General features: G+C 71.7%; 26 protein-coding genes. 11 read left to right on the forward strand and 15 right to left on the reverse strand.

Annotation, left to right across the window (positions count from 1 at the left end; translation table 11 throughout):
• Positions 1–84 precede the first annotated feature (84 nt).
• The 3 genes from ACWCP6_RS05020 to ACWCP6_RS05030 form a co-directional block, all read right to left on the reverse strand.
• Complete coding sequence (locus tag ACWCP6_RS05020; RefSeq protein ID WP_450930916.1) at positions 85–483, reverse strand: VOC family protein; 399 nt, start codon at positions 481–483, stop codon at positions 85–87.
• Positions 484–627: 144 nt separating this feature from the next.
• Positions 628–972: a DUF1330 domain-containing protein gene (locus ACWCP6_RS05025; RefSeq protein ID WP_450930917.1), complete on the reverse strand. Its 345-nt coding sequence runs from the start codon at positions 970–972 to the stop codon at positions 628–630.
• 152 nt (positions 973–1124) lie between these two features.
• Positions 1125–2165 (reverse strand): NAD(P)-dependent alcohol dehydrogenase, encoded by a 1041-nt coding sequence (locus ACWCP6_RS05030; RefSeq protein ID WP_450930918.1) that lies wholly within the window; start codon positions 2163–2165, stop codon positions 1125–1127.
• Between the two features lie 196 nt (positions 2166–2361).
• Between ACWCP6_RS05030 and ACWCP6_RS05035 the strand changes: the two genes are divergently transcribed.
• On the forward strand, positions 2362–3285 hold the full coding sequence (locus tag ACWCP6_RS05035; protein ID WP_450930919.1) for a helix-turn-helix domain-containing protein: 924 nt from the start codon (positions 2362–2364) through the stop codon (positions 3283–3285).
• 7 nt (positions 3286–3292) lie between these two features.
• Here ACWCP6_RS05035 and ACWCP6_RS05040 read toward each other — a convergent pair whose 3' ends face one another.
• Entirely contained in the window at positions 3293–3829 is a 537-nt protein-coding gene (locus ACWCP6_RS05040) for a hypothetical protein (protein ID WP_450930920.1), read from the reverse strand.
• A gap of 98 nt (positions 3830–3927) precedes the next feature.
• Between ACWCP6_RS05040 and ACWCP6_RS05045 the strand changes: the two genes are divergently transcribed.
• Positions 3928–4608 carry a TetR/AcrR family transcriptional regulator gene (locus ACWCP6_RS05045; protein ID WP_450930921.1) on the forward strand — a complete coding sequence of 227 codons (681 nt, stop codon included), beginning with the start codon at positions 3928–3930 and terminating at the stop codon, positions 4606–4608.
• 7 nt (positions 4609–4615) lie between these two features.
• Here ACWCP6_RS05045 and ACWCP6_RS05050 read toward each other — a convergent pair whose 3' ends face one another.
• On the reverse strand, positions 4616–5320 hold the full coding sequence (locus ACWCP6_RS05050; RefSeq protein WP_450930922.1) for an N-acetylmuramoyl-L-alanine amidase: 705 nt from the start codon (positions 5318–5320) through the stop codon (positions 4616–4618).
• A gap of 294 nt (positions 5321–5614) precedes the next feature.
• Between ACWCP6_RS05050 and ACWCP6_RS05055 the strand changes: the two genes are divergently transcribed.
• Together ACWCP6_RS05055 and ACWCP6_RS05060 are read left to right on the forward strand one after the other, a co-directional pair.
• Positions 5615–6658: an endonuclease/exonuclease/phosphatase family protein gene (locus ACWCP6_RS05055; RefSeq protein WP_450930923.1), complete on the forward strand. Its 1044-nt coding sequence runs from the start codon at positions 5615–5617 to the stop codon at positions 6656–6658.
• A gap of 88 nt (positions 6659–6746) precedes the next feature.
• Positions 6747–7715, forward strand: coding sequence for a YhjD/YihY/BrkB family envelope integrity protein (locus tag ACWCP6_RS05060; protein WP_450930924.1), 969 nt, complete (start codon positions 6747–6749; stop codon positions 7713–7715).
• Between the two features lie 166 nt (positions 7716–7881).
• Here the strand turns inward: ACWCP6_RS05060 and ACWCP6_RS05065 are convergent, their stop codons facing one another.
• The gene (locus ACWCP6_RS05065) at positions 7882–8172 is read right to left on the reverse strand and encodes a hypothetical protein (RefSeq protein WP_450930925.1); all 291 of its coding nucleotides are present in this window, start codon (positions 8170–8172) and stop codon (positions 7882–7884) included.
• 145 nt (positions 8173–8317) lie between these two features.
• On the opposite strand from ACWCP6_RS05065, the gene ACWCP6_RS05070 reads away from it, so the two are divergent.
• Entirely contained in the window at positions 8318–9115 is a 798-nt protein-coding gene (locus ACWCP6_RS05070) for a carbon-nitrogen family hydrolase (protein WP_450930926.1), read from the forward strand.
• Positions 9116–9256: 141 nt separating this feature from the next.
• Here the strand turns inward: ACWCP6_RS05070 and ACWCP6_RS05075 are convergent, their stop codons facing one another.
• From ACWCP6_RS05075 to ACWCP6_RS05090, 4 genes are all read right to left on the reverse strand, one after another.
• A complete protein-coding gene (locus ACWCP6_RS05075; RefSeq protein WP_450930927.1) occupies positions 9257–9610 on the reverse strand; it encodes a hypothetical protein in 354 nt (117 codons plus the stop codon).
• Positions 9611–9761: 151 nt separating this feature from the next.
• Positions 9762–10427, reverse strand: a complete 666-nt coding sequence (locus ACWCP6_RS05080) for a hypothetical protein (protein WP_450930928.1) — start codon at positions 10425–10427, stop codon at positions 9762–9764.
• An 11-nt stretch (positions 10428–10438) separates the two neighbouring features.
• Positions 10439–11104 carry a peptide-methionine (S)-S-oxide reductase MsrA gene (msrA, locus tag ACWCP6_RS05085; protein ID WP_450930929.1) on the reverse strand — a complete coding sequence of 222 codons (666 nt, stop codon included), beginning with the start codon at positions 11102–11104 and terminating at the stop codon, positions 10439–10441.
• Between the two features lie 223 nt (positions 11105–11327).
• Positions 11328–12446: a hypothetical protein gene (locus ACWCP6_RS05090; RefSeq protein ID WP_450930930.1), complete on the reverse strand. Its 1119-nt coding sequence runs from the start codon at positions 12444–12446 to the stop codon at positions 11328–11330.
• A 102-nt stretch (positions 12447–12548) separates the two neighbouring features.
• Between ACWCP6_RS05090 and ACWCP6_RS05095 the strand changes: the two genes are divergently transcribed.
• A complete protein-coding gene (locus tag ACWCP6_RS05095) occupies positions 12549–13703 on the forward strand; it encodes a cystathionine gamma-synthase (RefSeq protein WP_450930931.1) in 1155 nt (384 codons plus the stop codon).
• Between the two features lie 161 nt (positions 13704–13864).
• Here the strand turns inward: ACWCP6_RS05095 and ACWCP6_RS05100 are convergent, their stop codons facing one another.
• The 3 genes from ACWCP6_RS05100 to ACWCP6_RS05110 all read right to left on the reverse strand — a co-directional run bounded on the left by ACWCP6_RS05100 (position 13865) and on the right by ACWCP6_RS05110 (position 15612).
• Positions 13865–14116, reverse strand: a complete 252-nt coding sequence (locus ACWCP6_RS05100) for a hypothetical protein (protein WP_450930932.1) — start codon at positions 14114–14116, stop codon at positions 13865–13867.
• A gap of 42 nt (positions 14117–14158) precedes the next feature.
• Positions 14159–14647, reverse strand: a complete 489-nt coding sequence (locus tag ACWCP6_RS05105) for a sigma factor-like helix-turn-helix DNA-binding protein (protein WP_450930933.1) — start codon at positions 14645–14647, stop codon at positions 14159–14161.
• A 473-nt stretch (positions 14648–15120) separates the two neighbouring features.
• Positions 15121–15612: a MarR family winged helix-turn-helix transcriptional regulator gene (locus tag ACWCP6_RS05110; RefSeq protein ID WP_450931114.1), complete on the reverse strand. Its 492-nt coding sequence runs from the start codon at positions 15610–15612 to the stop codon at positions 15121–15123.
• Between the two features lie 153 nt (positions 15613–15765).
• On the opposite strand from ACWCP6_RS05110, the gene ilvA reads away from it, so the two are divergent.
• From ilvA to ACWCP6_RS05125, 3 genes are all read left to right on the forward strand, one after another.
• A complete protein-coding gene (gene ilvA, locus ACWCP6_RS05115) occupies positions 15766–16995 on the forward strand; it encodes a threonine ammonia-lyase (protein ID WP_450930934.1) in 1230 nt (409 codons plus the stop codon).
• A 300-nt stretch (positions 16996–17295) separates the two neighbouring features.
• Positions 17296–18312, forward strand: a complete 1017-nt coding sequence (locus ACWCP6_RS05120) for an ATP-binding cassette domain-containing protein (protein ID WP_450930935.1) — start codon at positions 17296–17298, stop codon at positions 18310–18312.
• The gene (locus ACWCP6_RS05125) at positions 18309–19172 is read left to right on the forward strand and encodes an ABC transporter permease (RefSeq protein WP_450930936.1); all 864 of its coding nucleotides are present in this window, start codon (positions 18309–18311) and stop codon (positions 19170–19172) included. The genes ACWCP6_RS05120 and ACWCP6_RS05125 overlap by 4 nt, the downstream gene beginning before the upstream one ends.
• A gap of 159 nt (positions 19173–19331) precedes the next feature.
• Here the strand turns inward: ACWCP6_RS05125 and greA are convergent, their stop codons facing one another.
• A complete protein-coding gene (greA, locus tag ACWCP6_RS05130) occupies positions 19332–19829 on the reverse strand; it encodes a transcription elongation factor GreA (protein WP_450930937.1) in 498 nt (165 codons plus the stop codon).
• Between the two features lie 221 nt (positions 19830–20050).
• Positions 20051–20455 (reverse strand): DUF4307 domain-containing protein, encoded by a 405-nt coding sequence (locus tag ACWCP6_RS05135; protein ID WP_450930938.1) that lies wholly within the window; start codon positions 20453–20455, stop codon positions 20051–20053.
• A gap of 201 nt (positions 20456–20656) precedes the next feature.
• Here ACWCP6_RS05135 and mca point away from each other — a divergent pair, with 201 nt between their 5' ends.
• Together mca and ACWCP6_RS05145 are read left to right on the forward strand one after the other, a co-directional pair.
• Positions 20657–21538: a mycothiol conjugate amidase Mca gene (mca, locus tag ACWCP6_RS05140; protein ID WP_450930939.1), complete on the forward strand. Its 882-nt coding sequence runs from the start codon at positions 20657–20659 to the stop codon at positions 21536–21538.
• On the forward strand, positions 21531–21776 hold the full coding sequence (locus tag ACWCP6_RS05145) for a hypothetical protein (protein WP_450930940.1): 246 nt from the start codon (positions 21531–21533) through the stop codon (positions 21774–21776). Before mca ends, ACWCP6_RS05145 begins: the two co-directional genes overlap by 8 nt.
• Positions 21777–21963 lie beyond the last annotated feature (187 nt).

A 21963-nucleotide genomic window follows, 5' to 3' on the forward strand; every position in this document is an offset into this window, starting at 1 on the left:
GCATCGGCACCTGACGTGACGACGGCCCGCCGGAACTCCTGTTCCGGCGGGCCGTTCGTGTGCCGGCCCGGTGGGCCGCAGTCCTCACGCCGTCGGCGTTCCACCGCTGCCGTACGGCCTGGTCAGGATCTCCATCCGATGGCCGTTCGGGTCGTCGAAGTACACGCCGCGACCGCCGTCGTTGCGGTTGATCTCGCCCGGGCGGCGGTGGAACGGGTCTGCCCAGTACGTGAGGCCCGCCGCTTCGATACGCGCGAATATCGCGTCGAAGTCGGCCTCGGAGACCAGGAACGCGTAGTGCTGGGGGCGGATCTCGGCCTCGTCGGTGTCGGCGTAGTCCAAGGTGACGCCGTTGCCCGTCTCCACCGGGAGGAACGGGCCGTACGGCGGGCCGGTCTCCAGCCCCAGCAGGTCGGCGAGGAACCGGGCCGACGCCTTCTTGTCGCGCGCCGCGACGATCGTGTGGTTCAGCTCGACGGACATCGTGCGGACCTCCTCCAAGGGTGTCGCCTCCGTCTTCGACGGTAGGCCCGGCGTCACTCCTCCGACCACGGGCCCCGGAACCGTCCGCCGTGGGCCCAAAGACCTAGGACCCGGAGCGGGGCGCCCCGGACCCCGGGCCGCGGCTCAGGACGACGCCGCCCTGAGCCGCGCCGCCGTCGCCGATGGGTCGTAGTCCGGGCCGACCCCCTCGACCAGCATCACCTCGCCGTCGATGTGCTTGGTGCGCATCGGCAGGATCTCCTGGTAGGCGGGCGACGCGTACCAGCCGCGGGCACTGTCCATGTCCGGGAACTCGATGACCACGACCGCGCCCGGCCAGGGCCCCTCCGGGACCTCGACGGTCTCGGCGTTGTGCACGAGGAACCGGCCGCCGAAGGGGTCCAGGGTCGACTGGACCCGATCGATGTACTCGATGATCTCGTCGTGCATCCCGGTGGGGCGCAGGTTGCCGATGGCGTACGCGGTCATGGGTCCTCCCCGTCTGGTTCCGCCGCCGGCCTTCGTACCGGAGCGGATGACCTCATCCTGCTGGGCACCTGCCGAAGCGTCGATGACCTGCCAGGTCATGTTTTCGGCCGCCGGAGGGCCTGCCGCCGGGCGCCGCCGGCCCCACGCACGGCTCAGATCGTCGCGGTGTCGATCACGAACCGGTACCGCACATCGCTCGCGAGCACCCGCTCGTACGCCTCGTTGATCCGGTCGGCGCTGATCACCTCGATCTCGGCGCCGAAGCCGTGCGACGCGCAGAAGTCGAGCATCTCCTGCGTCTCGGGGATGCCGCCGATCATCGAACCGGCGAGGGTCTTGCGGCCGCCGATCAGCGAGAAGAGGCTGAGCGAGACGGGCTCCTCCGGGGCGCCCACGTTCACCAGGGCGCCGTCCGTCTTCAGCAGCGACAGGTAGGCGCCGAAGTCGAGCGGGGCGGAGACCGTGGAGACGATCAGGTCGAAGGTGCCGGCCAGTTCCTCGAAGGTCTTCGGGTCGCTGGTGGCGTAGTAGTGGTCCGCGCCCAGCTTCAGGCCGTCCTCCTGCTTGCGCAGCGTCTGCGACAGGACGGTCACCTCGGCACCCATCGCATGCGCGATCTTGACGCCCATGTGGCCCAGGCCGCCGAGGCCGACGATGGCGACCTTCTTGCCGGGACCGGCGTTCCAGTGGCGCAGCGGCGAGTAGAGGGTGATGCCGGCGCACAGCAGCGGCGCGGCCTGGTCGAGCGGGAGGCTGTCGGGGATACGGACGGCGTAGTTCTCGTCCACCACGACGTGGGTGGAGTAGCCGCCGTAGGTCGGGTCGCCGTTCTTGTCGAGGCCGTTGTACGTCATCGTGGCGCCCTTGAGGCAGTACTGCTCGAGCCCCTGCTTGCAGTACTCGCACTCACGGCAGGAGTCGACGAAGCAGCCGACGCCGACGCGGTCGCCGACGGCGTACCGGGTGACGCCGGGGCCGACCTCGGTGACGACACCGGCGATCTCGTGGCCCGGCACCATCGGGAAGATGCCCTCGCCCCAGCCGTCGCGGGCCTGGTGGATGTCCGAGTGGCAGATACCGGCGAACTTGATGTCGATCATGATGTCGAACTCGCCCACCGGGCGGCGTTCGATCGTGGTGCGCTCCAGCGGAGCCTTCGCGGCGGGAGCTGCGTATGCGGGAACGGTGGTCATGCCCGGGTTCTCCTCGGAAGTGGTGGTGCGTGCCCCGCCCGGTCTGTGGCCGGGCACCGTTCCAGCGTGCCGCGCCGGACCGGGATCACCCAGGTCACCGCTTTGCGTACGTCCCGTGGTCCTACTACTGGCAGGGACAGGCTCACCGGCGTACGACCAGCCGCCGCCAGGAATACTGGGCCGCATGGATGGGCGCATGGATGACCGCGTGGGCGACGTCGTGGGCCGCGGCCCCGGGCCGCGGGACGAGGCGCCGCTGGACCGGCGAGCCGAACTGAGCGAGTTCCTGCGCACCCGCAGGGCGCGGCTCAAGCCGGAGGACGTCGGACTGCCGGAGTACGGGCGGCGCCGCCGGGTGCCCGGGCTGCGCCGCGAGGAGCTGGCCCAGCTCGCCGGGGTGTCCGTCGCGTACTACACACGGCTCGAGCAGGGCAACGGCCGCAATGTCTCGGCCGAGGTGCTGGACGCCATCGCGCGGGCCCTGCGGCTGACCGACGCGGAGCACGCCCACCTCACGCATCTCGCCAAGCCGAAGCAGCACAAGAAGAAGCGCTCGGCGCGCCCCCAGCAGCTGCGGGTCTCCCTGGAGCACCTGCTGGACGCCCTGGACGGGGTGCCGGCCTATGTGGTGGGGCGCCGCTCGGACATCCTCGGCTGGAACCGGCTCGCGGCCGCGGTCTTCGGCGACTGGGGCGCACTCCCGGCGCAGGAGCGGAACTGGGCGCGTCTGGTGTTCCTCGACGCGTCGACGCGCGATCTGTTCATCGACTGGGACAGCAAGGCGTCCGACATCGTCGCCTATCTGCGGATGGACGCGGGCTGCCACCCGGACGACCCGAAGCTGTCGGCCCTGGTCGGTGAGCTGTCCGTGAAGAGCCCGGAGTTCCGGCGCCTGTGGGCCACGCACGACGTCAAGGAGAAGAGCCACGGCACGAAGCGGTTCCACCACCCGCTCGTGGGCGAACTCTCGCTGTTCTTCGAGACGTTCGCGCTGCCGCACGACGAGGAGCAGCACGTCGTCACCTACCACGCGGAGCCGGGTTCGGCGTCGGCCGAGGCCCTTCGGCTGCTGGCGAGCTGGGGCAGGGACGCGACGACGGCGGCGCGCAGCGCCGGGTAGCCGGTGCTCAGCCGGTGCCCGGGCCAGGTGCCCGGTCGACGACGCCCAGGTCGTCCCGCATCCGCCGCCGCATCGCGGTCAGCCGCGGCTCCGCCTCCTGGAGGTGCAGCAGCGCCCGCTCGGCCGTCTCGCCGTCCCGGGCCAGCCCGCGGTCGATCCGCTTCACCACGGCGTCCGCTCCGGCCAGCACCTGGTTGACCTCGCGCGACGCGTCGAGGATGTGCTCCGGCACGATCATCTGGGCCTCGGCGTAGCGGTCCCGGTACTCCCGGCGGGCGTGTTCGAGCTCGGCGCGGTCGTCGTCGGTGTAGACGCCGTCGCGTATCCGGTGCAGGGCGTCCTTGAGGAGGGTGTGGAAGGACCGCGAGGAGCGGTTCATGGCGGTGTACGCGGCCCTGCGCTCCTCGAACCCGCGTCTGCGCTCGGCGAGTTCTGTCTCCTCCAGGCGCTGCCGCGCGGTCAGGCGCTGGGCGACGAGCGGCGCGAGCAGCGTGCCGAGCACACCCGCTACGGCGGTGATCATCGCGGTGACTTCGGCGGTCATGGGGTGACCTTATGGGCGAGCCTCCGCCCGCGGACAGGGAAGTTCCGCACCGCCCTGAGCGATGGCCGGAGTGAGTGCTCACTCCGTAAACTGGTTCCATGACAGGGACCGTGCACGGGAACCCCGGACCGGCGCCGTCACCACCGCAGGCCCGCCGTCGCGCCCCGGGCATGAGCCCCGGGCAGCGCCGCGAGATGATCGTCGCCGCGACGCTGCCGCTGCTCGCCGAGTACGGCGCCGCGGTGACCACGAGCCGGATCGCACGGGCCGCAGGCATCGGCGAGGCCACCGTCTTCCGGGCCTTCGCCGACAAGGACGAGCTGCTGGCAGCCTGCGTCGCCGAGGCCGTGAGCCCGGAACACGTACTGCGCGAGCTCGCCTGCATCCCGCCGGACCAGTCGCTCTCGGCCCGGCTCACCGACGCCGCCGAGGCGATGCACGCGCACATCGCCCGGATGGGCGCGGTGCTCGGCTCCCTCGCCGCCACCCGCCCCCGTATGGACTTCCCGCGGGAACGCCCGGCGCCGGGCACCGGCGAGGAACCCCCGGGCAGCCGCGAGGAGTCCCTGCGCCTCGTCCGGGAGGCCCTGGCCGAACTGATCGCGCCCGACCGCGACCGGCTCCGCCTGGAGCCGGACCGGCTCGCCGCGGTCTTCCTCGGCATGCTCTTCACCCGCCTCCAGGACCCGGCCGACGGCTCGGGCGCCCAGCCGTCGGCGGAGGAACTGGTCGACGTCCTGCTGAACGGTGCCGTCGAGACGACGGGGGGCGGGGGCTGACCGTCGCTCAGGCGGCCTCGACGAGCTTCATGTACCTGCCCCAGTCCCAGGTGGTCCCGGGGTCCTCGTGCGTGGCCTCGGGGACTTCGACATGCCCGATGATGTGGTCCCGGTCCACCGGGATGCCGTACTTCCTGCAGAGCGAGGCGGTGAGCGTGGCCGATGCCCGGTACATCGGCTCGCTGTACGTGCGCTGCTCCATCCAGCCCTCGTGCTCGATGCCGATACTGCGCGTGTTGTAGTCCCAGTTGCCCGCGTGCAGGGCGATGTCCCGCTCGCGCACGCACTGGGCGATGCGCCCGTCGTACGCCCGGACCACATAGTGGGCGGAGATCACCTCGCCCGGATCCTGGAAGGTGGCGATGGTGCCGGGGAAGGTCGCCGTCGTCAGGTGGATGACCACGAAGTCGACCGGATACGCCTCGGGGCGGCTGGACGGGGTGTAGTTCGTCGGGTCCGCCGGGAGCCAGAGCGCGGACGAGTAGTCCATCGTCGGGTAGGCCGCCTCGGGGGTGTCGGCGTGCCCGGTGCCGGCCTCGGGGTGGGCGGCGGCACCGGCCTCGCCCTTCGTGACCGCACGCGCGTGCCCGCCGTCCCCGGAACCCGCCGCACACCCCGCCGAGGAGGTCACCGCGAGCCCTGCCACGGCCCCGCCCGCGGCACAGGCCGCACCCCGCAGGAAGCCTCTACGGCTCAGGAGGCTGTGCTCCATGACCACTCCTGTTTCGATGTGCGCAGCCGGGCAGAAGAGCGGCCGCACGAGCAGCAGTCCGTGACGTCGCGCCCACGCTCCGTGTCACCGCGAGTGCGATCCTTCACCGGGGCGGGGACCACGGCAAGACGAAGGGCCGTTCGGCGGCACGGGGCCGGGGCAGGGCCCGGGTAACCCCCACGGCGGTCCCCGTCGCGAAGACGGCTGATCTTGTGTTGCGCCCGCTCCCGCCGCGGGGTGTCGTGCTGGTATCCGCGTCACGAGGCGGGCGCGGGGCGGCACGAGGAGAAGTGAATGACACGCAGACGCACGACGACGGCGCTGCTCGTCGTCGCAGGATTGGTCGCCACGGCACTGGGCCTGGTGACACCGGCCCAGGCGGGCACCCGGCAGCTCAAGGTCGCCACGTACAACATCTACCAGGGCGCCGACCTCGTGCCGGTGGCCCTGGCGCAGACCCCGCAGGAGCTCACCGCCCGCGCCAAGGCGGCCTACGACCAGATGGTGGCCACCGACTTCCCGTCCCGCGCCCGGGCCATCTCGCGTCTGCTCAAGCGGGACCGCCCCGAGGTCGTCGGCCTGCAGGAGGTGGCCCTGTGGAAGAAGGGCCCGCTGGGCGGCTCCCTGCGCACCACCTACGACTTCCTGCAGATCCTGCTCCGCGAGCTCGACAGGGACGGCCTGCACTACCGGGCCGCCGCGGTCGACACCACCTTCAGCGGCACCGTGCCGATCAGCGCCACCGATCAGGCCGGCTTCACCGACCGTGACGTGGTCCTCGTCCAGGACGGGCTCCGGGTGACGAACCCGCAGGCGCACCTCTATGCCGCGAAGCTCACCATCACCACACCCTTCGGGGCCACCTTCGTCATCCCGCGCGGCTGGTCCGCGGTGGACGTCGGCGTCGCCGACAAGCCGCAGCGGGTACGGGTGGCCACCACCCATCTGGAGCCCCTGGTGCCGGCCATCCGCAACGCCCAGGGCCAGGAGCTGCACACCGCGCTGGCGCAGTCGCCGTACCCGGTCGCGGCGGTCGGGGACTTCAACTCCCGGCCCACCGACACGGGCGGCCCGTACGGCACGTTCACCGGCGGTGGCTACGACGACGCCTGGAAGGTCCTCCACGGCCCGGGCGACGGATACACCTCCGCCCAGGACGCCGACCTCCGCAACGTGCCGTCCAAACTGTTCGAGCGCATCGACTACGTCTTCTACCGGCCCGCACACCTGTCGGCGTCCACCGCGCACCTCATCGGGGACAAGGTCACGGACCGCACTCCCTCCGGGCTGTGGCCGTCCGACCACGCGGGCCTGGTGACGTGGCTGCGCGTCACATGACGGCGCCGGGGCGGGACTCCGGCATCGGCCTCGCCGGCGTCCCGGAGCACCACGGACGCCCCGAGCGCCCCGGGGGACGACGATCCCGTTGTCGCTGACTCCCGAGCCCTCGCAGGGGAAACCGGCACAGGGCAGACGCGAACGCGTCATCAGAACGCTGACGTTCTGGCTGCGTCCGGCGTTCGCGCTGCGCGTCGTCAACCGCTTCCAGCGCATCGTGGGCTTCGACCGCTCGATGGCGCTGGCCTCCAGCGCGCTGACCGCGACGATCCCCTTCGCGATCCTCTGCGGAATCGTCTCCTCCCACGTCGGGGCCAAGGACATCGCCGACCGCGTCGTCGACCGCTACGACCTCACGGGCAGCGGAGCCGAAGCGGTCAGGGACGTCTTCTCGCCGAGCGCCGATTCGAGCCCGGGCGGCGGCATCCTCGGGACCCTGCTCCTGATGATCTCGGTACTGAGCTTCACACGGGCGGCGCAGCGGCTGTTCGAGCAGACCTGGGAGCTCAAGCCGCTCAGCGTGCGGAACACCGTGAACGGCCTGAAGTGGGTCCTGTCCTTCGTCGTGTACCTGCTGGCGAGCAGCTGGATCCACGCCGCCCTCGGCCACGGGCGCCTCGAACTGGTGGCGTCCCTCGTCGAAGCGCCGCTGACGGCGGTGTTCTTCGTCTGGAGCGGCTGGGTCCTGTCCGCGAAGCGGATCGCCTGGCGGGACCTTCTGCCGTTCGGGGCCATCGGGGCCGTCCTGGTCGCGGCCTTCTCGATCGGGGCGACGGTCTACCTGCCGCGCCTGTTCACGTCCTACGCCTCGCGCTACGGCGCGGTGGGCGCCGTCTTCGCGATGCTCTCGGCGCTCTTCGGCGTGATGCTCGTCGTCGTGGGCTCGGCCACGCTCGGGCGTGAGGTGCTCGAGGAACTCGTCCGGATCCGCCGCGGCGAGCGCCCGCCCGACGACGAGGTCCGCCGCCAGTGGGACACCGTGGTCGAGCAGATGCGCTCGCACTGGCGCTCGGCCCGCCGGCAGCTCGCCCACCTCCGCTCGCCGAAGGAGCCCTGACCCGGGGCCCTCACCGCATGCGAAGCGCGGCTCCGGCCCGTCCGCTTCGGTGAACCCGGCTCTGCGGACGGCGAACCGTCGGGCCCGGGAATGCCGGGGACCGCGGCCGCCGGGCGCCGGCAGCGTCGGGCGCACAAGCGCCGCCCCGGCGGGTGCCGCCGGTCGGTCACGAGTCCGGGACGAAGCGCGGCTCCGGCCATTCGGTGACCGGCTTGCTGGACACCGTGCAGATCTCCAGGAGCGAGAGATACCCGCCGTCCGTGAAGACGATGACGCCTGCGTCGGCCGGTTCGACGTACCGGGCGTCCGCGACCGGGTTCCTGTGTGCCGGAGCCGGCGGCACAGCCGTGCGGTCCACCGCCACGTCGACGGTCGCGCAGCCACACCGGCACCTTCCCACGACCCGCGCATACGGGATCTGGGCCCGCAGCGCGCCGCGCAGGATCGCGCGGGTCATCTCCGTGTGCCTGACGGCGCCGCCGACGGGCCGCGCCCGGACGGCGGCCGTCCTCGCACGGGACGCGAGATGGGCAGGTGGCTCCCTACGCTCGTAGGGAAGGCATTCCTTGGACCGTGCGGACACGGTCCCGGAGGTGACAGCCATGCGTGCCTCGCTGATACAGCTGTCCGTGGACGCGTCGGACTCCGCCGACGAGCGCCGCCACAGGGCGGCTTCGCTGGTCCGCGGCCGGACGGGTGACGATCTGGTGGTCCTGCCGGAACTGTGGACGGCCGGCGCCTGGTCGTACGACCGCTGGGGGCGCGACGCCGAAGGGATCGACGGCCCGACAACCGAGGTCATGTCCGCAGCTGCTCGCCAGGCCGGGGCGTGGCTCCACGCCGGATCGATCGTCGAGCGGGACGGGGACGGGACGCTGTACAACACCGCTCTCCTCTTCGACCGGGACGGCGACCTGCGGGGCCGCTACCGCAAAATCCATCGATACGGCTTCGACACCGGTGAGGCGACCCTGATGGGCGGCGGCCACGACATCGTCACCGTGCCCACCGACTTCGGTGCGATCGGCCTCGCCATCTGCTACGACCTCCGCTTCCCCGAACTCTTCCGGGGCCTGCTCGATGCGGGCGCGGAGCTGATCGTGGTGCCCGCCGCGTGGCCCGCGGCGCGCCTCGGCCATTGGCAGCTCCTCACGCGCACGAGGGCCCTGGAGGAGCAGGTCTTCCTGCTGGCCTGCTGCGCGGCGGGTACCCATGGCGGTATGGAGCAGGCCGGGCACAGCGTGGTCGTGGACCCGTGGGGAACCGTCCTGGGCGAGGCCCGCACCGCAGAGGAGACGGTGACGGTGGACTTCGACATGGCCCAGGTCGCCCGGATCCGTTCCGAACTCCCCGTCCTGCGCGACCGCATCCTCACCATCGAGGCTCCCGGAGAGCGCTGAATCCGGTGGCAGTCCGTGGGCGGCGGCGCCCGCGGGCGGGGCCGACCGTTGAGCGTGCCCCCGCGGGCACGGGCGCCCGCGGCCTTCCTCGGCCGGCTGCCCTCCCCGCATGGCGGCGAGCAGCGAAGTGGTCCCCTGCCCTCAGACTTCCGGGGCCAGCACTGTCAGACGCAACAGCGCCGCTGCGGCCAGGAGGACGGGAGGGGCGTACCACCAACGGCGCGCCAGCCACTCCGCCTTCAGGAAGAGCAGCGTCAGCAGTGCCGCCACCGTGGCGAGCGCGATCGCGAGACCCGCGGCGAAACCTGAGTGGGCGACCGACTCGGTGTCCCAGGGACCGGCAGGCGAGATCATGTACGCGGTCACCGTCACGAACCCGGTCGCCAGGTGGCCTGCGACGAGGAGCGCAGCACAGAACACCGTCGCGGCTCGGTCCGGTACGCAGACGCCTGCCGTGTCCTGCCGTTCCTCGCACGGCGCGGTGCTGTGGCTCACCGAAGGGCTCCCTTCGCATCGTCGAGTTCCTTGCCGACGCGACCGTATGCCTGTGTCTCGTCGCTCTCGCCGCACGAGCCGTGGCGTCGCTGCGTCAGCGCCCGCCCGAGGTCTCGCTGTTCGACTCGAAAGGCGCTGTCGGTGCCTGTCGTCAATCGCCGAGGGAGACCTTCGCGGTGTACGTGAGGAGGTCCGCGAAGCGCAGCCAGGAAAGCAGGTACATGTTCAGCGGTGCGTAGCCCGGTCGGACATGGCTGCGGATTCCGTTGACGGTGTCCGCCAGGGCCTCCTGCGTCGGCCTGTCCATGTGGCCGAGGCCCGTGAGGTAGGACGTCGCGAAGCCGTCGAGGCGGGCGTGCAGGTCGGCGAGTTGTCGTGACTGGCTGTCCCGGCAGAGCGTCTCGTCGGGGTGGGGGAACTGCTGGAACGCGGTGTGGCGGTTCGCCACGGCCGCGACGAGGCCCAGTCGAGAGGGCTCCGTACTGCTGGGCCAGCGGGGGCCGCGCAGGCCTGCCGTGTCGGCTGCCCGCGGGGTCCGCCTGCCTGCCGCCTTCTCCGCATGACGTCGCGCGGTGAAGGCTTCGACCTCGTTGAGCCGGACGGCGCGGCTGGTTTCCAGGGTGTCCAGCGCGCGCAGCAGGGCCGCGGGATCTCTGCGCAGATCGGGGGCGGGGCACGCGGTCGCGGCGAGGTAGGCCCACGTCGCGTTGAAGCCGAGCGGGGCGTAGTGCCCGACGGCACACCTCAGTGCCGTGTGCCGTCGGGAGAGCGGCAACTGCTCGTCGCGCACCCTGCGCGCGTAGGTTCTGAAGCCCATCCGGCTCTGTGTCAGCCCTCGGCGCGGGCGACACCGATCGGGCAGGACACGCCCGTCCCGCCGATCCCGCAGTACCCCGCCGGGTTCTTGTCGAGGTACTGCTGGTGGTACGCCTCCGCAGGGAACAGGGGGCGGCCCTCCGCGGGGAGGATCTCGGTGGAGATGGTGCCGTAGCCCGACGTGGTCAGGACGTTCTGGTAGGACGCCCGGGAGGCCTCGGCGGCGGCGGCCTGGGCGGGGGTGTGGGTGTAGATCGCGGAGCGGTACTGGGTGCCCACGTCATTGCCCTGGCGGAAGCCCTGCGTCGGGTCGTGGGACTCCCAGAAGAGCTTCAGGAGCGACTCGTAGGACACCTTCCGCGGGTCGTAGACCACCCGGACCACCTCCGTGTGGCCCGTGAGGCCCGAGCAGACCTCGTCGTACGTCGGGTTCGGCGTGACGCCGCCCTGGTAGCCGACCAGGGTCGTCCAGACGCCGTCCGTCTGCCAGAACTTGCGCTCGGCACCCCAGAAACAGCCCAGGGCGAAGTCGGCGACCTCCAGGCCCGCCGGATAGGGGCCCTGGAGCGGGTTGCCGAGGACGGTGTGGCGCTCGGGGACCGAGAAGGACGGTTCCGGGCGGCCCTTCAGAGCCTGCTCGGGGGTCGGCAGCTGCGGCGTACGGCTGTGCAGGAACATTGCTTCTCCTCGGCCCTCCTCGAACGCCCCCGGCTGGGGTGCGTACTCCCACAACGTGCGGCCGCCCCCACGAATTCCGCAGGTGGACCCGTCGGGGAGAACGGCTGCCCCGCCGCGGATCGGGGACGTCCCCCGCGGCCCCGGCGGCGCCGTGATCACCGGCGGCGCGGCGGCGCCCCCTGTCACCGGTGGCGGCGCCGGATGTCCGCGCCGCCGCCGGGACTCAGTGGGGCAGCGTCGCCGGGCTGCCGCCGTTCGCCTCGTAGCCCGCGACCGCCAGGGCGCGGAACACCGCGTAGTCCGCCGCCGGGTCCTGCGCGAGGGTCCACGGCAGGGCGCCCACGTGGCCGTCGATGTGCACGATCTGGTCCATGGCCTCGCCCCAGCGCTCGCAGCGGACCAGGAAGAAGAGCAGCAGATGGCGTACATGCGCCAGCATGGGGTCGTCCGCGCGCGCGGAGTGGACGGCGAAGAGGGCACCCTCGACGGCCTTGGTGACGACCTCGCTCTGGTAGAAGCTCCGCACCAGCTGCACCTCGGGCAGATGCTCGTACACCGCGAAGAGGGGCAGGGCCGAGAGCAGGGAGCCGCGCGGGGCCCGGGCCGCCGCGGCCTCCGCGAAGGCGGAGGCGAGATCGCGGGAGCCGTGCCACTTCTCGCACCAGTAGTGCAGCGCCGCCAGATGCGCCCCCATGTGCGCCGGGGCCCGGTCCAGGATCTTCAGCCACAGCTGCTCGAACTCCTCGCGCGGATACGTCAGTCCACGCGCGATGGAGAGCTCGACGATGTACGGGATCGGGTCGCCGGGCGACAACAGGGCCGCTTCCGCGCAGGCGTTGCGCGCCTCCTCCAGGATGATCCGGAACTCGTCGGTGCCGGCGGCCGAGGTGCGCCAGGCCTGCTGCACCAGGAACTCCGCGTGCACGAGCGCACCGCCCGCGTCCTTCGGATCCTCGGCCCGCCACACCCGCAGCCACTGCCCGCCCGGGACCTCGCCGACCCCGCCGGGCCGCCGGGCCAGCTCCAGCGACGCCGCGCCCGCGAAGGCCTGCACCCGCTGCCAGCGCAGCTCCCCGTGTACCTCGGTGCCCGCGAGCAGCTGCGAGGCCGCGCGGTAGTCCTGCGAGCGCTGCACCACGTCGAGGACGTCCAGCAGGTCCTGGTCCGGTCCGGGCATGCGCACGTCCAGCTCCTCCTGGCGTGCGAACCCGTAGGCCGCGGGGTCCGCGGCGTCCGGTGCGCCCGGGCCGACCAGCCGGATCGCGCCGCGCCTGCGCAGCACGAACGGCGTGAGAACCGCCCCCAGCATGATCACGGCGATCAGGGCCCAGAGAATTTCCATGGCTCAAGCGAACCAGACGGGTCCGACAATTGGCGAACCTGTCACGGAGCGGCCCGGCCGATCGGCGTCATGAAGCCCGTCACGGCACTACGCTCGGGACACATGAGCGACTCGCATAACAGGCACAGCTTCGAGACCGTGGCGATCCACGCGGGCAACACCCCGGACGCCCTGACCGGCGCGGTGGTCCCGCCGATCTACCAGACGTCCACCTACAAGCAGGACGGCGTGGGCGGGCTCCGCGGCGGCTACGAGTACAGCCGCAGCGCCAACCCGACCAGGACCGCGCTGGAGGAGAACCTCGCCGCACTGGAGGGGGGCAGCCGCGGGCTCGCCTTCGCGTCCGGACTGGCCGCCGAGGACTGCCTCCTGCGGACGCTGCTCAGCCCGGGCGACCACGTGGTCATCCCGAACGACGCGTACGGCGGCACGTTCCGCCTCTTCGCCAAGGTCGTGACGCGGTGGGGCGTCGAGTGGTCCGTCGCGGACACCAGCGACCCGGCCGCCGTCCGTGCCGCGATCACCCCGCGGACCAAGGCGATCTGGGTGGAGACCCCGTCGAACCCGCTGCTGGGCATCACCGACATCGCCGCGATGGCGCAGATCGCCGGTGAGGCCGGCGCCCGCCTCGTCGTCGACAACACCTTCGCCAGCCCGTACCTCCAGCAGCCGCTGGCTCTCGGCGCGGACGTCGTCGTGCACTCCCTGACGAAGTACATGGGCGGTCACTCCGACGTGGTCGGCGGCGCCCTCGTCGTGCGCGACGCGGCGCTCGGCGAGGAGCTGGCCTTCCACCAGAACGCCATGGGCGCGGTGGCGGGACCGTTCGACTCGTGGCTGGTGCTGCGCGGCATCAAGACCCTCGCCGTGCGCATGGACCGCCACACCGAGAACGCGACCCGGATCGCCGAGATGCTGACCCGGCACCCGCGCGTGACCCGCGTGCTGTACCCGGGTCTTCCGGAGCACCCCGGTCACGAGACGGCCGCCAAGCAGATGAGGGCGTTCGGCGGCATGGTCTCCTTCCAGGTCGAGGGCGGCGAGGAGGCGGCCGTCGAGGTGTGCAACCGCACCAAGGTGTTCACGCTCGGCGAGTCCCTGGGCGGCGTCGAGTCGCTGATCGAGCACCCCGGGCGCATGACGCACGCGTCCGTGGTCGGCTCCGCACTGGAGGTCCCGGGCGACCTGGTGCGCCTCTCGGTGGGCATCGAGAACATCGACGACCTCCTCGCGGACCTTCAGCAGGCCCTGGGCTAGGAGCTGAGGCGGGGCGCCCGGCCGGGCCGTCGGCGGGCGCCCGGCCCGGACTTTCGGCAGATCATGCGATGCGGACTGACCGGCCGGTCCGGCCCGAGTGCCTCCGGCAGGGTCCTTCGGTGCCTTCGGTCGACCGGGGGCGAGGGACCGTCCGCCGGGTGCTACCAGCCGGTCAGGGGTGGGGTGGTGTCGGACGGCGGCACCACCCACGGCCGGGCCATCGAGGCCCACACCACGAAGGCCACGGCCAGCGCCAGCAGGAGCAGCCAGCCGATGCGCCGCGCCACGGTGCGGCGGCGCAGCAGTCGCCCGCCGCGGCGTACCGCCTCCGCGTACACCTCAGGCGGCACCGTCGGGGGAGTGCTCTCCAGGAGCCGCCGGACGGTCGCCTCCCTGCGGTCGAACTGTGCCATCGGCTGCCTCCCCGAGCCGTCCGTACGCATCCAGCCGTGGTCCTACGGCGGAGCCACCTCCGCAGCGGCGGGCGCGGGCCCTCGGGGCTGGTGCAGCAGCAGGGAGGTCGCGCGCGAGCAGATCGCGCGCACCCGCTCGGCGGGCAGCCCGAGCAGGGCGGCCGTCTGTTCCTCGGCGACGCCCTCGTACATCCGCAGGACGAGGACCAGACGCTCCTGCGGACCGAGCCGTTCCAGCAGGCCGCCGCAGGACCGGGTCCGGGGGCGGCGTTCGTGCCAGGCCCCGCGGGCGAAGCGCAGCGCGAGCTGCTGACGGGCCCTGTCGTACGGGTCCTCGCCGCGCAGCCGGTCCCACCCCGCGTAGGTGTGGGCGAGCGTCGTGGTCAGCAGCCGCCGCGCGCGGGGGTTGTCGTCCGGCGGCTCCGCCGTGAGGAGCGTCGCCGCATGCAGCAGCCGGCCGGCCGCGCCCGCGACGAATGCCTCGAACTCGCGGGCCCGGCGGGCGTCTTGGAACGCACGCCGTTCTCCCACCGCGCCTCCCGGCTGAACCGTTGAACCTCATATGAGGTCAGGCGCGGGCCCAGGTCAAGAGCTCGACGTGCAACGAGACCGACACGACCCGGGTCAGGGGCCCGGTCGGCGAGGGGGAGCGGCCGACCCGTCCCGGTGGGCGGGAGGACCGGCGGTGAGGTGGTGGCCGGGGTCCGGTCGGGCGCCGGACCGGTGGCGAAGGGTGCCGACCGGCGGCGAAGAGTGCTGACCGGCGGCGAAGGGTGATGACCCGCGGCGCGGGATCGTGCGGACCCGGCTCAGGAGTCGGGCGGCGCCGCGCGGTGCATCCCGGTCAGGGGTCCGAGCACCGCCCGCCCGGTCCGGGCATGCGCCCGGTGGCACCGTGGGCGATGACCGGCGGCGTGGACCGTCCGGCCCGGCTCAGGGGCCGGGGCGTCGTCCCCGGCGGGGAGCCCGCATCGGCGGGGCCACGCCGTCCCGGCACGTCCGGGTCAGGAGTCCGACGGCATCGGATGGCCGGCCTGGCGCGCGGACAGCGCAGAGTTGAAGCGCGTCAGGAGCGCACAGAACTGCTCGCGCTCCTCGGGCGCCCAGTCCCCCGTCAGCTGTGCCATCAGCTCGCGGCGCGAGGCGCGGACCTCGTCGAGCCGGGCCTGCCCGCGCGGCGACAGCTGAAGCACCACCGCACGGCCGTCCTCGGGGTGCGAGGTCCGCTTCACGAGCCCGGTGTCGACGAGCGGCGCGACCTGCCGGGTCACCGTCGACGAGTCGATGCCCATGCTCGCGGCGAGCGCCTTGACGCCCATCGGGCCTTCCTTGTCGAGCCTGTTGAGGAGCAGGTAGGCGGCGCGGTCCATGGAGTTGCGCACCTGCCCGACCCCGCCGAGCCGGGTCTGTTCGGCGCGCCGTGCGAAGACGGCGACCTCGTGCTGCAGCGTGTCCAGGAGGCCGGAGTCTCCGGCGGTCGTCATGTCCATCGACATTTCCGGTGTAGTGGGCATCGCCGGGGGCTCACTTCGTGCGTGGGTGGAGGGTCGGGGGAACAGGGTACGCGGCTCGGGCACGGGTCGTACCGGGGCCGCCGAAACCCGTTCTCCGGCAGGAGACGAGGGGCATGAGCTGCGAGACTTGCCGTCATGAGCTACAGCACGGCTGACTCCTTTCCCGCGGTCACCCTCGACGATGTACGAGGGGCCCAGAAGATGCTTTCGGGCGTGGCACGGGTGACCCCCATGGAGGGCAGCAGGCACCTCTCCCGGCTCGTGGGCGCCCCGGTCCACCTCAAGTGCGAGAACCTCCAGCGCACCGGGTCGTTCAAGCTCCGTGGCGCCTATGTGCGCATCGCGGGTCTGCTCCCCGAGGAGCGGGCCGCGGGGGTCGTCGCTGCCAGTGCCGGCAACCACGCGCAGGGCGTCGCCCTCGCCTCCTCACTGCTCGGCGTCCACGCCACCGTGTTCATGCCGGTGGGTGCTCCGCTGCCCAAGATTGCGGCCACCCGGGAGTACGGCGCCGAGGTGAGGCTGCATGGTCAGGTCGTCGACGAGACGCTGGCCGCCGCGCAGGAGTACGCCGCCGAGACGGGCGCCGTGTTCATCCACCCCTTCGACCACCGCGACATCATCGCCGGACAGGGTTCGGTGGGTCTGGAGATCCTGGAGCAGTGCCCCGAGGTGCGCACGGTCGTGGTCGGTGTCGGCGGCGGCGGGCTCGCGGCGGGCATCGCCGTCGCGGTGAAGACGCTGCGGCCCGATGTGCGGCTGATCGGTGTGCAGGCGGCGGGCTCTGCCGCCTATCCGCCCTCGCTCCGGGCCGGGCGCCCGGTCGCGATCGACACTGCGGCGACGATGGCGGACGGGATCAAGGTGGGGCGGCCCGGCGATGTGCCGTTCCCAATCGTGGAGTCGCTGTTCGACGATGTGCGCACGGTCTCCGAGGACGAGCTGGCCGCCGCGCTCCTGCTGTGCCTGGAGCGCGCCAAGATGGTCGTCGAGCCCGCGGGCGCAAGCCCGGTCGCGGCGCTGCTGAGCGCCCCGCGGACGTTCGAGGGGCCGGTGGTCGCGCTGCTGTCCGGCGGCAATCTGGATCCGCTGCTGATGCAGCGCATCCTGCGGCACGGCATGGCCGCGGCCGGGCGCTATCTCGCGGTCCGGGTGCGGCTGACCGACCGGCCCGGCGCGCTCGCGCGGCTTCTCGGGGTGTTGTCGGTGGCGGATGCCAATGTTCTCGACGTGAGCCATGTGCGCACCGACCCCCGGCTCGGGATCACCGAGGTCGAGGTGGAGCTCAATCTGGAGACGAAGGGGCCCGAGCACTGCGCCGAGGTGGGCGCGGCGCTGCGGGATGCGGGATTCACGGTGGTCGACTGAGGGCGGGCCGGTGCGGTGCCCATGAGGGCCGCACCGGCCGTCGCAGGGGGTGGTTGGGTTGTCCGGAGCAGGCGGTGCGCCGACGCGGGGCGCTGATGCCGGCCGCCGCCGCGGGGGCCGTGCGCCGGCGGGTCCGGGGATGTGCGGGCCGTCGTCGCGGGGGCGGTGCGCGCTTTCTCGGCGGCCCCCGAAGGCGTTGCAGATTTGCCCGTGACCGACCTCTTGAGTAACGCGATGTATCGCGTTACTTTGTGGTCCTCATCATATACGGCTCGGCCAGCATTGGGAGCGTGAAGCAACATGCCAGGCGCCATCCATGCCGAAGGTCTGGTGAAGACGTTCGGCGACGTCAGGGCTCTGGACGGGGTCGATCTCGACGTCCCCGAAGGCACCGTGCTGGGCCTTCTGGGGCCGAACGGTGCGGGCAAGACCACGGCGGTCCGCTGTCTGACGACGCTGCTGCGGCCCGACAGCGGCAGGGCCGTCGTCGCGGGCATCGACGTCCTCGAGCACCCCACGGAGGTGCGGCGCTCGATCGGCCTGTCCGGCCAGTTCGCGGCCGTCGACGAGTATCTGACCGGCCGCGAGAACCTGCAGATGGTCGGCCGGCTGTACCAGATGCGCGGGAAGCAGGCGAAGGCCCGCGCGAGCGAGCTGCTGGAGCGGTTCCACCTGGCGGACGCCGCCGACCGCATCACCAAGACGTACTCCGGCGGCATGCGGCGCCGCCTGGACCTCGCGGCCGCGCTCGTCGTCTCGCCGCCGGTGATGTTCATGGACGAGCCGACCACCGGCCTCGACCCCCGTAACCGCCAGGCCCTCTGGGAGGTCATCCAGGAACTGGTGGCGGGCGGTACGACGCTGCTGCTGACCACGCAGTACCTCGAAGAGGCCGACCACCTCGCGCACGACATCTGCGTCGTCGACCACGGCCGCGTCATCGCGCGCGGCACCTCCGACGAGCTCAAGGCACAGACCGGCGGCGAGCGCGTCGAGGTCGTCGTGCACGAGCGGCAGCACATGGCTCCCGCGGCCGAGGTCCTCACCGGCTTCGGCAAGGGCTCCGTCACCGCCGACCGGCACACCCGCAGGCTGACCGTCCCGGTCACCGGCGGCGCCAAGCTGCTCGCCGAGGTCATACGCGAGCTGGACCTGCGCGGGATCGGCATCGACGACATCGGCCTGCGCCGGCCGACCCTCGACGACGTGTTCATCTCTCTCACCGGCCACGCGGCCGAGGAGACCCCGAACGGCGACGGCGGCACCGACGACGCCGCCACGAGCGGCGACAAGCGCACGAAGGAGGCCGTGAAGTGACCGCCGTGACCGACACCGCGCAGAGCGCGAGCCCCACCCCCGCCCCGCGGGGCGGCGGCGGCATCACCGGATCCGTCCGGGACTCCCTCGTCGTCGCGCAGCGCAATCTGATCCGGATGACCCGCATCCCCGAGGTGGTCATCTTCGGGCTCATCCAGCCGATCATGTTCGTGGTGCTGTTCAGCTACGTCTTCGGCGGCTCCATGAACATCGGCGGCACCACCGACCCCGCCACCTACCGCAACTTCCTGATGGCCGGCATCTTCGCGCAGACCGTCACCTTCGCCACCGCGGGCGCGGGCGCCGGAATCGCCGATGACATGCACAAGGGACTCATCGACCGGTTCCGCTCGCTGCCCATGGCGCGCGGCGCGGTCCTCACCGGCCGCACCCTCGCCGACCTGGTCCAGACGGCGCTGACCCTGCTGGTGCTGGCGATCGTCGCGCTGCTCGTCGGCTGGCGCACCGATGCGAACGCGGGGAAGGTGCTGGGCGCATTCGGACTGCTGCTCCTGCTCGGCTACGCGTTCACCTGGATCGGCGCGCTGATCGGCCTGAGCGTGCGCACCCCGGAGGCGGCCACATCGGGCGGGCTGATCTGGCTGTTCCCGGTCACGTTCATCTCGAACGCGTTCGTGGACGCCGGGCGGATGCCGACCTGGCTCCAGCACATCGCCGACTGGAACCCGTTCAGCGCGACGGTGGAGGCCTGCCGCGAGCTGTTCGGCAGCCCGGGCCAGTCGCACTCCTCGGCGTGGCCCATGCAGCACGCCGTATGGGCCTCGCTGATCTGGTCGCTGCTGATCGTGGTGGCCTTCCGGACCCTCGCGGTCCGCAAGTACCGCAACGCCACGGCCTGACCCGCCGGACGGCCCGCGCCGCACGCCACCGCGTGACCCGCCGGACGGCCCGGGCCGGGTGGGGGTGACGGCAAGCCGAAGCCCCCGGCCCCCTCGGATGAGGGGCGCCGGGGGCTTCGTACAGGAAACCTCCTGGTCAGCCCGGCAGGGCTGCCGGGATCAGCCCTGGTAGGGCTTGGCCTCAAGGATCTTCACCGAGGCGAACTTGCCGTTCGGCAGCTCGTACTGCGCGTCCTCGCCGATCTTCTTGCCGTTCACGCCGGTGCCGAGCGGGGACTGCGGCGAGTAGGTCTCGATGTCGGCGCTCGCGTATTCGCGCGAGGCGAGAAGGAACGTCAGGGTGTCGTCCTCGTCGCCGTCGAAGGCGATGGTCACGACCATGCCGGGGGCCACCACGCCGTCCGCGGACGGCGCCTCGCCCACCTTCGCCTTCTCCAGGAGCTGGGTCAGCTGGCGCACGCGGAGCTCCTGCTTGCCCTGCTCCTCCTTGGCCGCGTGGTACCCGCCGTTCTCCCGCAGGTCGCCCTCCTCGCGCGCAGCAGCGATCTTGGCGGCGATCTCAGTGCGCGCGGGACCAGACAGGTACTCCAGCTCGGCCTTGAGCTGGTTGTACGCCTCCTGGGTCAGCCAGGTGACGTTCTCGCTGGTCTGGGTCACAGGTGCTCCTCGTCGGTACTGGGAATACAAAGTCGCCCTACCCAAATGAATGTTCCTTGACGGGTGGGCGAAACCACGAGCCTAACAATTGAGGCGCTTCCAGGGGAGGACATAAGCCATAAGAATTGCGTCAACGCAGGTCACGACCCATGTGACGCTTTCCACGACACGTACGCCTGTGTGCCGCACGCCGGTGCGGCAGACGTCAGTGTGGCGGATGGTCAGTCCGCCTGGCACCCCATGAGCTCGGCGCTGGTGCCGCGGGATGTCGTCCGCAGTGTGACGACCTTGTCGATACGTCCCGAGTGCTGGTCGAACCGGAAGTCCGCGCGTCCGACCTCGGTGCCGTCCACGGTACGCGACCGCAGCGTGCAGGAGCCCTTGACGTCCGTGTCCTTGCGGACCTCCAGATGCGCCTCGACCGCGTGGTCCGAGACCACCTTGAAGGTGATCACCTCGGCGCTGATCTTCTGCCCCGTGATGTAGTCGTAGCCGATCCAGCCGACCACCCCCAGAAGGGCCGCGCCGAGCACGGAGCCCACGATCTTCAGCGTGCGGTCCGCGCGCTCGTCGGCGGAGCGGCCGTAACGGCCCTCGGGCAGCTTCGCCCGTACCGCGTCGCTCATCGTGGTCCTCTCGGCCTGCAAGAAAAGGGGTGAGACCGGACAAGGTCCAGGGTCCCGGAATTATTCGCCCCCCGATTCCGTCACTATAGAAGCCGCCCGCCATGCCGAATGACACCGGGCAGCCGTGGGGCGCTGGGCGCCGTATGACAGCCGGGCAGCCGTATGACACAGGCGGCCGCCGACATCTACGAGGATCGAGTCTTGACTGAGCAGCTGCGACTGATGGCCGTGCACGCCCATCCCGACGACGAGTCGTCGAAGGGCGCGGCCACGATGGCCAAGTACGTGTCCGAGGGGGTGGACGTGCTGGTCGTGACCTGCACGGGCGGGGAGCGCGGCTCCATCCTCAACCCCAAGCTCCAGGGTGACGCCTACATCCAGGAGCACATCCACGAGGTCCGCAAGAAGGAGATGGACGAGGCGCGCGAGATCCTCGGCGTCAAGCAGGAGTGGCTGGGCTTCGTCGACTCGGGGCTGCCCGAGGGCGACCCGCTGCCGCCGCTGCCCGAGGGCTGCTTCGCGCTGGAGGACGTGGACAAGGCGGCCGGTGAGCTGGTCCGCAAGATCCGCGCGTTCCGTCCCCAGGTGATCACGACCTATGACGAGAACGGCGGCTACCCGCACCCCGACCACATCATGACCCACAAGATCACGATGGTGGCGTTCGAGGGGGCGACGGACACCGAGAAGTACCCGGAGAGCGAGTACGGCCCGGCGTACCGGCCGCTGAAGCTGTACTACAACCAGGGCTTCAACCGCCCGCGCACCGAGGCCCTGCACCACGCGATGCTGGAGCACGGCCTGGAGTCCCCCTACGGGGAGTGGCTCAAGCGCTGGGACGAGTTCGAGCGCGTCGAGCGCACGCTGACCACGCATGTGCCCTGCGCGGACTTCTTCGAGATCCGCGACAAGGCGCTGATCGCGCACGCCACGCAGATCGACCCCGACGGTGGCTGGTTCCGGGTCCCGATGGAGATCCAGAGGTCGGTCTGGCCGACCGAGGAGTACGAGCTCGCGAAGTCCCTCGTCGATACCTCCCTCCCCGAGGACGACCTCTTTGCGGGCATCCGCGACAATGCCTGACATGAGCGCAAGCGCGAGCCTGGCAATGACGCACCTGGTCCCCCTCGCCGAGGTCGACCAGAACAAGGTGACCCCCGGCGTCCTCGGCTTCATCGTCTTCGCGGTGATGGCCCTCGCCGTCTGGGGCCTGATGAAGTCCATGAACCGGCACATGCGGAAGGTGGACTTCCAGGAGGCCCCCGACAAGGGCGCGGCCACGGAGGGCGCCCCGACGTCACCGAAGCCCCAGCGCGGCTGACCCCCGCGCCGGGACGGTTCTCCTCCCACCGGTTCGCCGCCCCGGCCGTGGGGGCACCTCGCTGCCCCCGCGGACCCGGACGGCGGGACCGGCCGCCGGCCTCCGCCGAAGGCCCGCAAGGGGCCCCGGGGGCACCCCGCCGATCACGCGGCGAGGCGCTCTGCCGGGCGTCGCGAGCCGGGCGCGA

Source organism: Streptomyces sp. NPDC002004 (assembly GCF_053593975.1).